Genomic DNA, 12,990 nt, shown 5'->3' on the forward strand with positions numbered 1-12,990 from the left:
AACCGGGGCGCCGTAGGGCGCCCCGGTGTGGGCCGGAGGAGGCCGGAGGAGGCCGGAAGGGACGGGAGAGGGTGGCGGAGGGCGGGGCGGCGGGGGAGCGGGCCGGAGAAAGGGGCAGGGGGGTCTAGAACCGCCCGGCACCGAGGTCCCGCGACACCGCGCGGGCGCAGTCCCGTACCGCCGCTATCAGCTCCGGCCGCAGCTCACCGTCGCGGCACACCCGCTCCACGGCGCCGGTGATGCCGACCGCCCCCACCGGCATGCGCCGGCGGTCGTGGATGGGGGCGGCGACGGACGCCACGCCCTCCCAGGTCTCCTCCACGTCGGCGGCCCACCCGCGCGCGCGGGTGAGGTCGAGGATCTGCTCGAAGTCGTCCAGGTCGGACACCGTCCGGTCCGTGAAGGCCTTGCGGTCGGCCTCCAGGGCCTCGCTGTGCGCCACGGGGTCGTAGGCCGACAGCACCTTGCCCAGGGCCGTGGAGTGCAGCGGCTGCATGGCCCCGATCTCCAGTACCTGGCGGCTGTCGTCGGGGCGGAAGACGTGGTGCACCACCAGCACCCCCTGCTGGTGCAGCACCCCCAGGTGGACGCTCTCCCCGCTGGCCCGGGCCAGGTCGTCCGTCCACACCAGGGCCCGCGCGCGGAGTTCGTGCACGTCGAGGTAGGTGGTGCCCAGCCGCAGCAGTTCCGCCCCCAGCTGGTAGCGCCCGGAGGGTTCGTCTTGCTCGACGAAGCCCTCCTGCTGCAGGGTGCGCAGAATGCCGTGCGCGGTCCCCTTGGCCAGGCCCAGCGACGAGGCGATGTCCGACAGGCCGAGCCGTCGCTCGCCGCCCGCGAGCAGCCGCAGCATCGCGGCCGCCCTTTCGAGCGACTGGATGTTCCGTGCCATCGCTCCCCTGCCTCCGTCCCCTCGACCCGTCCGGCCGTCCGTGTCCCACGTGAGTCCGTGGAGTCATCGTTCGGCAATGCCGAACACTACCGGTCCATGCCGACCTCCCGCTAATGGTCCGGCGATGCGTTTCGGCCGACCCGGTCGGCCCCGGCGGTCCCCGCGCCGCCCGTCCGGCCCGTGGACGCCCTGACCATAAGCCCTCGGTCCCGGCTACTCTGACGGCGTGCCCTTCCCCGGGGCCGCGGTCCGCGCGCGTTCCGGGGGACCGCAAAGCCGACAGCCGTCGCACCCGAGGGAGCCCTTTCATGGCCTCTGTGCCGCTGACCCCTTCCGCCGACAGCCGGACCCGTGTGTCCGCGCTCCGTGAGGCCCTTGCCACCCGTGTGGTCGTGGCCGACGGAGCCATGGGCACGATGCTCCAGGCCCAGGAGCCCACGCTCGAGGACTTCGAGCAGCTCGAAGGCTGCAACGAGATCCTCAACCTCACGCGGCCCGACATCGTGCGCTCCGTCCACGAGGCGTACTTCGACGCCGGTGTGGACTGCGTCGAGACCAACACCTTCGGCGCCAACCACGCGGCCATGGCCGAGTACGACATCGCCGACCGCGTCCACGAGCTCTCCGAGGCCGGCGCCCGCGTCGCCCGCGAGACCGCCGACGCCTACACCGCGCGCGACGGGCGGCAGCGCTGGGTGCTGGGCTCCATCGGCCCCGGCACCAAGCTGCCCACGCTCGGCCACGTCCCGTACGCCACGATCCGCGACGGCTTCCAGCAGAACGCCGAGGGCCTGCTCGCCGGCGGGGCCGACGCCCTGATCGTGGAGACCACCCAGGACCTGCTGCAGACCAAGGCCTCCATCCTCGGTGCCCGCCGCGCCATGGACGCCACCGGCGTCGACGTCCCGCTGCTGGTCTCCATGGCGTTCGAGACCACCGGCACCATGCTGCTCGGCTCCGAGATCGGTGCCGCGCTCACCGCGCTGGAACCGCTCGGCGTCGACATGATCGGCCTGAACTGTTCCACCGGCCCCGCCGAGATGAGCGAGCACCTGCGCTACCTCGCCCGCCACTCGAGGATCCCGCTGCTGTGCATGCCGAACGCCGGCCTGCCCGTCCTCACCAAGGACGGCGCGCACTTCCCGCTCGGCCCCGAGGGTCTGGCGGACGCCCAGGAGAACTTCGTCAAGGACTACGGCCTCTCCCTGATCGGCGGCTGCTGCGGCACCACCCCTGAGCACCTGCGCCAGGTCGTCGAGCGGGCCCACCGCCTGGCCCCGGCCGAGCGCAGCCCCCAGCCCGAGCCGGGCGCCGCCTCCCTCTACCAGACCGTCCCGTTCCGCCAGGACACCTCCTACCTCGCGATCGGCGAGCGCACCAACGCCAACGGCTCCAAGAAGTTCCGCGAGGCCATGCTGGAGGGCCGCTGGGACGACTGCGTGGAGATCGCCCGCGAGCAGATCCGCGAGGGCGCGCACATGCTCGACCTGTGCGTGGACTACGTCGGCCGCGACGGCGTCGCCGACATGGAGGAACTGGCCGGGCGCCTGGCCACCGCCTCCACCCTGCCGATCGTGCTGGACTCCACCGAGGTCGACGTCATCCGTGCCGGCCTGGAGAAGCTCGGCGGCCGCGCGGTGATCAACTCGGTGAACTACGAGGACGGCGACGGCCCCGAGTCCCGGTTCGCCAAGGTCACCAGGCTCGCCCAGGAGCACGGCGCCGCGCTGATCGCCCTGACCATCGACGAGGAGGGCCAGGCCCGCACCGCCGAGAAGAAGGTGGAGATCGCCGAACGGCTGATCGCGGACCTGACCGGCAACTGGGGCATCCACGAGTCGGACATCCTCATCGACTGCCTGACCTTCACCATCTGCACAGGCCAGGAGGAGTCCCGCGGGGACGGCATCGCCACCATCGAGGCGATCCGAGAACTCAAGCGCCGCCACCCCGACGTGCAGACCACCCTGGGACTGTCCAACATCTCCTTCGGCCTCAACCCGGCCGCGCGCATCCTGCTGAACTCCGTCTTCCTCGACGAGTGCGTCAAGGCCGGCCTGGACTCCGCCATCGTCCACGCCTCGAAGATCCTTCCCATCGCCCGGTTCGACGAGGAGCAGGTCCGCACCGCCCTGGACCTGATCCACGACCGCCGCGCCGAGGGCTACGACCCGCTCCAGAAGCTCATGCAGCTCTTCGAGGGGGCCACGGCGAAGTCGCTCAAGGCCGGCAAGGCCGAGGAACTGGCCGCGCTGCCCCTGGAGGAGCGCCTCAAGCGCCGCATCATCGACGGCGAGCGCAACGGCCTGGAGGCCGACCTCGACGAGGCCCTGCGGGAGCGGCCCGCCCTGGACATCGTCAACGAGACCCTGCTGGACGGCATGAAGGTCGTCGGCGAGCTGTTCGGCTCCGGCCAGATGCAGCTGCCGTTCGTCCTGCAGTCCGCCGAGGTCATGAAGGCGGCCGTCGCCCACCTCGAACCCCACATGGAGAAGAGCGACGACGGCGAGGACGCGGGCAAGGGCACGATCGTCCTGGCGACCGTGCGCGGCGACGTCCACGACATCGGCAAGAACCTCGTCGACATCATCCTGTCCAACAACGGCTACAACGTCGTCAACCTCGGTATCAAGCAGCCGGTCTCCGCGATCCTGGACGCCGCCGAGGAGCACCGGGCCGACGTGATCGGCATGTCCGGGCTCCTGGTGAAGTCCACAGTGATCATGAAGGAGAACCTGGAGGAGCTGAACGCCCGCGGCCTCGCCGCCCGCTTCCCGGTCATCCTCGGCGGCGCCGCCCTCACCCGGGCCTACGTCGAGCAGGACCTGCACGAGATCTACCAGGGCGAGGTCCGCTACGCCCGCGACGCCTTCGAGGGCCTGCGCCTGATGGACGCCCTCATCGGCGTCAAGCGGGGCGTGCCCGGCGCCGCGCTTCCCGAGCTGCGGCAGCGCCGGGTCAGGAGCGCCGCCGCCGTCCAGGTCGAGGAGCGCCCTCAGGAGGGCCACGTCCGCTCCGACGTCGCCACCGACAACCCGGTGCCCGCCCCACCGTTCTGGGGCACCCGGATCCACAAGGGCATCCCGCTCAAGGAGTACGCCGGCTGGCTCGACGAGGGCGCCCTGTTCAAGGGCCAGTGGGGCCTGAAGCAGGCCCGCACCGGTGAGGGGCCCACGTACGAGGAACTGGTCGAGACCGAGGGCCGCCCCCGCCTGCGCGGCCTGCTGGACCGGCTGCAGACCGACAACCTCCTCGAAGCGGCCGTGGTCTACGGCTACTTCCCCTGCGTGTCCAAGGACGACGACCTGATCATCCTGGACGACGCCGGCAACGAGCGCACCCGCTTCACCTTCCCGCGCCAGCGCCGAGGCCGCAGGCTGTGCCTGGCCGACTTCTTCCGCCCGGAGGAGTCCGGGGAGAGGGACGTCGTGGGCCTCCAGGTCGTCACCGTGGGCTCCCGGATCGGCGAGGAGACCGCCCGGCTGTTCGAGTCCGACGCCTACCGGGACTACCTCGAACTGCACGGCCTGTCCGTGCAACTGGCGGAGGCGCTGGCCGAGTACTGGCACGCGCGGGTGCGTTCGGAGCTGGGCTTCGCTGGCGAGGACCCCACCGAGATCGAGGCCATGTTCGAACTGAAGTACCGCGGCGCCCGCTTCTCCCTGGGCTACGGCGCCTGCCCCGACCTGGAGGACCGCGCCAAGATCGCCGAACTCCTCCAGCCCGAACGGATCGGCGTCCACCTCTCGGAGGAGTTCCAGCTCCACCCCGAGCAGTCCACGGACGCCATCGTGATCCACCACCCCGAGGCCAAGTACTTCAACGCACGCTGAAGGAGCCCCCGGCGCCATCCGCCGGGTGCCCCCCCCGGCGGAGATTTCAAACGAGGCGCTTCGGACGCGCGAGTCGTACACTGGTCGGTCCACCGCAGGCCGGTTGCCCCCTTCGTGGAATGGTGCAACCGGCCTGCTCGTCCCCCAAGGAGGTACGTGGATGACCAGCACGGTCCCCGCACTCGGAACCCGCACGGCCGAAGGCTCGGCCCTGCAGGCCGTTTTCCTCGACATGGACGGCACCCTGGTGGACACCGAGGGCTTCTGGTGGGACGTCGAAGTCGAGGTCTTCGCCGGACTCGGCCACACCCTGGACGAATCCTGGCGCCATGTCGTGGTCGGCGGCCCCATGAGCCGCAGCGCGGGCTTCCTCATCGAGGCGACCGGCGCCGACGTCACCCTCGCCGAACTCAGCGTCCTGCTCAACGAGGGCTTCGAGCACCGCATCGGACGCACCCTGCCCCTGATGCCGGGCGCCGCCCGGCTGCTCGCCGAACTCGCCGAGCACCAGATGCCCACGGCCCTGGTGTCCGCCTCGCACCGGCGCATCATCGACCGCGTGCTCACCTCGATCGGCGCCCACCACTTCACCCTCACCGTCGCCGGCGACGAGGTCTCGCGCACCAAGCCGCACCCCGACCCCTACCTGCTGGCCGCCTCCGGGCTGGGAGTGGATCCGGCCAGATGCGCCGTCATCGAGGACACCGCGACCGGCGTCGCCGCCGCCGAGGCCGCCGGCTGCCACGTGGTGGCCGTACCCTCCGTGGCGCCCATCACCCCGGCCACCCGCCGCACCGTCGTGACCTCCCTGGAACAGGTCGACGTGACATTTCTGCGCGACCTGATGACGGAAATGCGATAGGCGTTCACCCAGCGTGCACCCCCGTTAGCGAGGGACCGCATCCCCCTTAGGAGCGGAATTCGGCGCCGTCCCGCCAGGGGAATTCCCCGCGTCACCCACGGCCGAATTCCATCCCTCGCACCCCCGTCACGGAATGTGACGTTCACCACTCCCCGCAGACGCCCGGAGTGGCTGTCAGTGCCCTGTCCACCCCCGTTCGGGGGTGATCGGCGCACCCTTGTGTCCCGATTCATGGATGCCTGCACGAATCCTTCCGCTGTCGGGTTTTCGGACCGTCCGCAGCCGGTTCCACTGCGTGATGGGCACTCAACTCTCGGGCGTACGAAACCCCCTGCCGGCGCGCACTAATCTCGTCGCGAGAACATCGCACTGCCCCCGTGACCGGCCGCGCCACCCCTGCGTGCCGGATACACGGACCGACGCTCTGGAGAATCACGAGCATGAACCGCAAAACCCTGGTGCTGCCGGCCGTCCTCGGTCTGCTCGCGCCCGTACTCGCCGCCTGCGGCGGGTCCGACGGCGGCAGCGGTGGCGGCGACGCCATCGTGGTCGGCACCACCGACCGGTTCACCGCTACCGACGACGTCCCCGCACCGCTGGACCCGGCCTACGCCTACGACGTCAACACCTGGAACGTCCTGCGCCAGACCGTGCAGACCCTGATGATCCAGCCCAAGGGCGACGGCCAGCCCGTCCCCGAGGCCGCGGAAAGCTGCTCCTTCACCGACACCGGCAACGAGCGCTACGCCTGCACACTGCGGAAGGGCCTGCAGTTCTCCGACGGCGACCCCATCACCGCCGAGGACGTGAAGTTCTCCATCGACCGCACGCTCGCCATCAAGGCGGACTCCGAGGTCGCCGAACTGCTGAACACCATCGACACCGTCGAGACCAAGGGCGACCGCGAGGTCATCTTCCACCTCAACACCGCCGACGCCACCTTCCCCTACAAGCTGTCCACCCCGGTCGCGGGCATCGTCAACCCCGACGACTACGCCAAGGACAAGCTGCGCGACGGGTTCGCCGTGGACGGCTCCGGCCCCTACATGCTCAGGGCCGAGGTCGACGGCGAGGAGATGACCAAGGCGGTCTTCACCAAGAACCCCCACTACCAGGGTGCGCTGAAGGTGAACAACAGCAAGGTCGAGCTGGTCTCCTTCGCGGACGCCGGCGCCATGGGCGAGGCTCTCGACCAGGGCGACATCGACCTGATGGCGCGCACCATGACGCCCGACCAGATCCGCACCATGGTCACCGGCGCGTCCACCGACAACGACATCGACCTGGTCGACGTGCCCGGCCTCAGCATCCGCTACCTCGCCTTCGACACCGACGCGCCGACCGTCGGCACCAAGGCCGTCCGCCAGGCCATGGCCCAGGTCATCGACCGCACCAAGCTGGTCTCCAAGGTCTACGGCACCCAGGCCGAACCGCTCTACTCGCTGGTCCCCGCCTCGGTCACCGGACACTCCAACTCCTTCTTCAACAAGTACGGCGACCCCAGCGTCCGCAAGGCCAAGTCGCTGCTGAAGAAGGCGGACGTCGACACCCCGGTCAAGCTGACCCTGCACTACACCACCGACCACTACGGTTCGGGCACCAAGCAGGAGTTCGAGGAACTGCGCCGACAGCTGAACGGGACCGGCCTGTTCGACGTCACCGTCCAGGGCACCCCCTGGTCGAAGTTCGTCCCGGCCCAGCGCAAGGGCGAGTACGCCGCCTACGGCATGGGCTGGTTCCCCGACTTCCCCGACGCGGACAACTTCCTCGCACCGTTCCTCGGCAGGAACAACTTCCTGAAGTCGCCGTACGCCAACCGCGAGATCATCGACACGCTGATCCCCGAGTCCCGTCGCGAGGCCGACCGGCTGGCCGCCGAGAAGAGCCTGACGGAGATTCAGGACATCGTCGCCGAGGACGTCCCGGTCCTCCCGCTGTGGCAGGGCAAGGACTACGTCGCCGCCCGGGACACCGTCACCGGCACCGCCTACGCGTTGAATTCCTCCTCGACGCTCCAGCTCTGGGAGCTCGGCCGCGGTGTGAGCGGCTGACGCTACCTTCCGGGCCCTCGGGCCCGGCCCCCGGCGCCCGGGAGACGGCCCCGGGATCACGAGAACCGACGACAAGGCACAAGCACGTGAACATGCGCAACCAGTGGCCGGTCCTGCCGATCGTGGCGGGGCTGGCCTCCGGCCTGCTGACCGGATGCGGCACGGAGACCGGGACTTCCGGCAACGCGGGCACCCTGGTGATGGGGATGTCCGACGACGTCCTCGCCACCGACCCCGCCTCCGGGTACGACCCCGGCTCGTGGCTGTTGTTCAACAACGTCTTCCAGTCGCTGCTCAGCTTCCCCAAGGGCGGCACCGAACCGGAGCCCGACGCCGCTCGCGAGTGCTCCTTCGCGGACTCCGGCGCCACCGTCTACCGGTGCACCCTCAAGGACGGCCTCAAGTTCAGCAACGGCGACGACCTCACCTCCGAGGACGTCAAGTTCTCCTTCGATCGCATGCTGAAGATCAATGACGAGAACGGCCCCGCGATCATGTTCCCGATGCTGGACAAGGTCGAGACCCCGGACGCCAAGACCGTCGTCTTCCGCCTGAAGGTGCCCGACGCCACCTTCCCCAGCAAGATCGCCTCCGGCGCCGGCGCCATCGTCGACCACCGGGAGTACGAGGCCGACGGCCTGCGCAAGGACGGCAAGGCCGTCGGCTCCGGCCCCTACAAGCTCGACTCCTTCGGCGACGACGAGGCCGTCTTCACCGTCAACGACCACTACAAGGGCAGCGCCCAGGTGGAGAACTCCGGCGTCACCCTGAAGTTCTTCCACGGCGACCAGACCGCCCTGAAGGACGCCGTCCAGGACAACCACGTCGACATCGCCTACCGAGGCCTGACGGCCGGGGACATCGCCGACCTGGAGAAGGACGGCGGCGCTTCGGGCATCGAGGTCGTCGAGGGCAGCAGCGCCGAGGTCCAGCACCTCGTCTTCAACATGGACGACCCGGTCGCCGGCAAGCTCGGCGTCCGCAAGGCCGTCGCCCACCTCATCGACCGCGGCGCCCTCATCAAGGACGTCTACGAGGACACCGCCGAGCCCCTCTACTCGATCATCCCGGCGGGCATCGCGGGCCACAACACCGCCTTCTTCGACCGCTACGGCGACACCCCGTCGAAGGCCAAGGCCGCCGCCGCACTGGAGGACGAGGGCATCACCGAGAAGGTGAAGCTCACCCTGTGGTCCACGCCGTCCCGCTACGGCCCCGCCACCGACCAGGCGCTGAAGGCGATCGCCGCCCAGCTCAACGCCAGCGGACTGTTCGCCGCCGACGTGCAGTCCGTCGCCTACGACCAGTACGAGAAGGACATCGCCGACGGCAAGTACGGCGTGTACGTCAAGGGCTGGGTCCCGGACTACCCGGACGCGGACAACTTCACCGCACCCTTCTTCGGCGAGGGCAACGTGCTGAGCAACAACTACAGCAACCGCACCATCACCGACACGCTCATCCCGCGCACCGCCGCCCAGAGCAACCGCGCCTCCACCGACAAGGACTTCGCCGAGCTGCAGAACATCGTGGCCGAGCAACTGCCCGTGCTGCCCATCTGGCAGGCCAAGCAGTACGCCGTCGTCCGGGACGGCGTCCGCGGCCTCGAGTACTGCCTGGACGCCTCCACGGTGTTCCGCTTCTGGGAGCTCAAGAAGATCTGAGCCACGCCACCCCCGGCCGGTCCGCGGGGCGCCCACCCTCAGGGGAGGGCGCCCCGCGCCGTGCGGAGGCCGGCCGGCGGCCGCTACTGCGCCCCGGGGCGCACCAGCCCGCTCTCGTAGGCGTACACCGCCGCCTGCACCCGGTCACGCAGACCCAGCTTGGTCAGCACATGCCCCACATGCGTCTTCACGGTCGTCTCACTGACGAACAGGTCCGCGGCGATCTCGGCGTTCGACAGGCCCCGGGCCACCAGCTTCAGCACCTCGACCTCACGCTCGGTCAGCGTGTGCAGGGTGTCCGGCACGGGCTCCTCACCCGACGGCAGATGCGTGGCGTACTTGTCCAGCAGCCGGCGCGTGATGCTCGGCGCCAGCAACGCCTCCCCGGCCGCCACGACCCGGATCGCCTGCACCAGCTCATGGGCCGGCGCGTCCTTCAGCAGGAAACCGCTGGCACCGGCGCGCAGCGCCTCCACCACGTACTCGTCGAGGTCGAAGGTGGTCAGCACCAGCACCTTCGCCGGGCCGTCCCGGCCCGGGCCGGTGATCTGCCGGGTCGCCTCCACCCCGTCCATCCGCGGCATGCGGATGTCCATCAGCACCACATCGGGCTGCAGGGCCCGCACCTGGTCCAGGGCCTGGAGGCCGTCCCCGGCCTCGCCGACGACCGCGATGTCCTGCTCGGCCTCCAGGATCATCCGGAAGCCGGTGCGCAACAGCGGCTGGTCGTCGACCAGTAGGACACGGATGGCCACGTAAGTCTCCTTCGCTAGTCCGGCCCCATTCTGCCCTGCGCACCCTCCGCGGACCCGGCCGCCCTCGACGCCGGCGGATACGGCGGGGGAGTGCCGCCGAACTCCGGGCAGTGCGCCTGGTGGTCGCACCAGCCGCACAGCTTCGTCGGGCGCGGCCGCCAGTCCCCGGTCTCCGTCGCCAGCCGGATCGCGTCCCACAGCGCGAGCAACTTGCGCTCCACCTGCCGCAGGTCCGCCGGCACCGGGTCGTACGTCAGCACGTCACCGCTGCCCAGGTAGACCAGTTGCAGCCGGCGCGGGACGACCCGCTTCAGCCGCCACACGACGAGCGCGTAGAACTTCATCTGGAACAGGGCGCCCTCGGCGTACTCGGGCCGGGGCGCCTTTCCGGTCTTGTAGTCGACGATCCGGACCTCGCCGGTCGGCGCCACGTCCACCCGGTCGATGATGCCGCGCAGCGTCAGCCCCGACTCCAGCTCCGCCTCGACGAACAGCTCCCGCTCGGCCGGCTCCAGCCGCGTCGGGTCCTCCAGCGAGAACCAGCGCTCCACGAGCCGCTCCGCCTCGCTCAGCCAGGTCGCCAGCCGCTCGCCGTCCGGATCGTCGGCGAACAGCTCCCTCACCTCCGGCCGGGTCTCCCGCAGCCGGTCCCACTGCGCCGGAACCAGCGACCTGGCGCGCGGCACGGTCCGCTCGGCCGGCGGAGCGTCGAACAGCCGCTCCAGCACCGCGTGCACCAGCGTGCCCCTGGTCGCCGCCGGGCTCGGCTTCTCCGGCAGCCGGTCGATCACCCGGAACCGGTACAGCAGCGGGCACTGCATGAAGTCACTGGCACGGGAGGGGGACAGCGAGGCGGGCCGTATCGCCGGGGCACCGCCCGACGGGGAGGGCCCGGGGGAGACGGGGAGGCCGTCGGTGCCGGTGCCGGCGTCGGCGTCGGCGTCGGTGGTGGTCCCGTTGACCGCGTCGGCGCCGGCCTCGGCACCGGCCGCGGTCGCGGTGCCGACGGCGCCCGCCGAGCCGGGGTCCACCGCCGTCCCGCCGGACCCCGGCACCGTCTCCGGGGCCGGCGCGGTCATCTCCTCGCTGCTGCTCTCCATGCCACAGACCATACGGGTCGCCACTGACAGTGACCCGGCCACGGGCCACGACCGGGGCGGCGGCCGGTGAGACACGGGGGGTGCCGGGCGGAACACCGCCCGAGCGCCGCATACCATCGGTCAAAGACCCTTCCGCCCGGCAGGAGCGGGAGTTGCTTCGAACGAGGGGACACCGTGGTGGAAAGCGGCGGGAGCGGGCGGCCACGCCGGGCCGACGAACAGCCGGCGACCGGGCATCCCACAGAGCCCGCGGCTCAGCCGACCGGCACACCCGGCCAGCCCCCGGCGGACGAGCGCCCCACCCAGCAGCCGCCGGCGGACACGACGACCGGGTCCGGTCCCACCACGCCCGGACCCCGGCCGACCGAGGACCACGCCTCCGGCCCCGACGCCCCCCGTGAGCACGATCCGGACACGGCCGACTCCCCCTCCGACCCCGACACCGCAGCCGCCGACGCCCCGCGGCCCGCCGACCCACCTCACCCGCCGCCGGCCCCCGCGGACCACCCGTCACCGGACGGCCCCACCGCCCCGGGCACCGCCCCCGCCCCCGGCGACCACCAGCGCACCGGCGACCACCACCGGACCCTCGCCCACACGCCCGCACACACCCCCGCGCGCCCCCACGGCGCCGGCGACGAGGCGACGGCGGCCAGACCGCGGCCCCCGCAGCGGGCCCCCGAACCGCGCGGCGGGCTGCTCATGGGACGGCCCTTCGGCGTCCCCGTGTACGTGGCCCCCAGCTGGTTCCTCGTCGCCGCGCTGATCACCTGGGTCTTCGGCGGCCAGCTCGACCGGGTGCTGCCGGAACTCGGCGCCGCCCGCTACCTGGTCTCGCTCTTCTTCGCGGTCGCGTTCTACGCCTCCGTCCTCGTCCACGAACTCGCGCACACGATCGCCGCCCTCCGCTTCAAGCTCCCCGTCCGCCGCATCCAGCTGCAGTTCTTCGGCGGCGTCTCCGAGATCGAGAAGGAGGCCGAGACCCCGGGACGCGAGTTCGTGCTCGCCTTCGTCGGCCCCCTGTTCTCCCTCCTGCTGGCCGGCCTCTTCTACCTCGCCCTGCGCCCCGTGGAACCCGGCACCGTCCCCGGCGTACTGCTCGCCGGCCTGATGATCTCCAATCTCATCGTGGCGGTCTTCAACCTGCTCCCCGGCCTGCCCCTGGACGGCGGCCGGATGCTCCGCGCCGTCGTCTGGAAGATCACCGGCAGGCCCATGAGCGGCACCGTCGCCGCAGCCTGGGTCGGCCGCGCGCTCGCCGTCTCCGTCCTGATCGGCCTGCCGCTGCTCACCCAGTCCGGCGCCCTCGGCTCCCCGGCCGAGGACAGCGTCGGCATGGACACCGTCACCGACGCCCTGCTCGCCGCCATCCTCGCCGCGATCATCTGGACCGGCGCCGGCAACAGCCTGCGCATGGCCCGCCTGCGCGAACACCTCCCCGAACTGCGCGCCCGCAACCTCACCCGCCGCGCCGTACCGGTCGGGACCCACACCCCCCTCTCCGAGGCCCTGCGCCGCGCCAACGACGCCGGCGCACGCGCCCTGGTCGTCGTCGACGCCCAGGGCGAACCCGTCTCCCTCGTCCGCGAGGCCGCCATCGTCGGCGTACCGGAACACCGGCGGCCCTGGGTCGCCGTCAGCGGTCTCGCGGCGGACCTCACCGACGGCATGCGCGTCTCCGCCGAACTCGCGGGCGAAGACCTCCTGGACGCCCTGCGCGCCACCCCCGCCACCGAGTACCTGGTCGTCGAGGAGACCGGCGAGATCTACGGCGTCCTGTCCGCCGCCGACGTCGAGCGGGCCTTCGTCAAGGCCATGGCCCGCCCCAGCTGACCC

8 protein-coding genes are annotated in these 12,990 nt (G+C 71.2%); 5 read left to right on the forward strand and 3 right to left on the reverse strand.

Features of this window, described 5'->3' with window-relative positions; translation table 11 throughout:
- Positions 1–124: 124 nt before the first annotated feature.
- A complete protein-coding gene (locus ACSLTV_RS09710; RefSeq protein ID WP_432134557.1) occupies positions 125–889 on the reverse strand; it encodes an IclR family transcriptional regulator in 765 nt (254 codons plus the stop codon).
- Between the two features lie 308 nt (positions 890–1,197).
- On the opposite strand from ACSLTV_RS09710, the gene metH reads away from it, so the two are divergent.
- The 4 genes from metH (at position 1,198) to ACSLTV_RS09730 (ending at position 9,299) form a co-directional block, all read left to right on the forward strand.
- On the forward strand, positions 1,198–4,722 hold the full coding sequence (gene metH / locus ACSLTV_RS09715) for a methionine synthase (protein WP_435611976.1): 3,525 nt from the start codon (positions 1,198–1,200) through the stop codon (positions 4,720–4,722).
- A 160-nt stretch (positions 4,723–4,882) separates the two neighbouring features.
- Positions 4,883–5,584 (forward strand): HAD family hydrolase, encoded by a 702-nt coding sequence (locus ACSLTV_RS09720; RefSeq protein ID WP_432134555.1) that lies wholly within the window; start codon positions 4,883–4,885, stop codon positions 5,582–5,584.
- Between the two features lie 440 nt (positions 5,585–6,024).
- Entirely contained in the window at positions 6,025–7,635 is a 1,611-nt protein-coding gene (locus ACSLTV_RS09725; RefSeq protein ID WP_432134554.1) for an ABC transporter substrate-binding protein, read from the forward strand.
- 86 nt (positions 7,636–7,721) lie between these two features.
- Entirely contained in the window at positions 7,722–9,299 is a 1,578-nt protein-coding gene (locus tag ACSLTV_RS09730) for an ABC transporter substrate-binding protein (RefSeq protein WP_432134553.1), read from the forward strand.
- 83 nt (positions 9,300–9,382) lie between these two features.
- Here the strand turns inward: ACSLTV_RS09730 and ACSLTV_RS09735 are convergent, their stop codons facing one another.
- The gene (locus tag ACSLTV_RS09735) at positions 9,383–10,054 is read right to left on the reverse strand and encodes a response regulator (protein ID WP_432134552.1); all 672 of its coding nucleotides are present in this window, start codon (positions 10,052–10,054) and stop codon (positions 9,383–9,385) included.
- Between the two features lie 14 nt (positions 10,055–10,068).
- Entirely contained in the window at positions 10,069–11,154 is a 1,086-nt protein-coding gene (locus ACSLTV_RS09740; protein WP_435611977.1) for a RecB family exonuclease, read from the reverse strand.
- Positions 11,155–11,328: 174 nt separating this feature from the next.
- Here ACSLTV_RS09740 and ACSLTV_RS09745 point away from each other — a divergent pair, with 174 nt between their 5' ends.
- A complete protein-coding gene (locus ACSLTV_RS09745; protein WP_435611978.1) occupies positions 11,329–12,987 on the forward strand; it encodes a site-2 protease family protein in 1,659 nt (552 codons plus the stop codon).
- Positions 12,988–12,990: the final 3 nt, after the last annotated feature.

Source organism: Streptomyces sp. bgisy159 (assembly GCF_965341775.1).
In the GTDB taxonomy this organism is placed as follows: domain Bacteria; phylum Actinomycetota; class Actinomycetes; order Streptomycetales; family Streptomycetaceae; genus Streptomyces.

Excerpts from the sequence above, each read along its gene's own strand:
- ACSLTV_RS09720 (WP_432134555.1), top strand. The coding sequence starts at position 4,883 with ATGACCAGCACGGTCCCCGCACTCGGAACCCGCACGGCCGAAGGCTCG.
- ACSLTV_RS09740 (WP_435611977.1), bottom strand. The coding sequence starts at position 11,154 with ATGGAGAGCAGCAGCGAGGAGATGACCGCGCCGGCCCCGGAGACGGTG.
- metH (WP_435611976.1), top strand. The coding sequence starts at position 1,198 with ATGGCCTCTGTGCCGCTGACCCCTTCCGCCGACAGCCGGACCCGTGTG.
- ACSLTV_RS09710 (WP_432134557.1), bottom strand. The coding sequence starts at position 889 with ATGGCACGGAACATCCAGTCGCTCGAAAGGGCGGCCGCGATGCTGCGG.
- ACSLTV_RS09725 (WP_432134554.1), top strand. The coding sequence starts at position 6,025 with ATGAACCGCAAAACCCTGGTGCTGCCGGCCGTCCTCGGTCTGCTCGCG.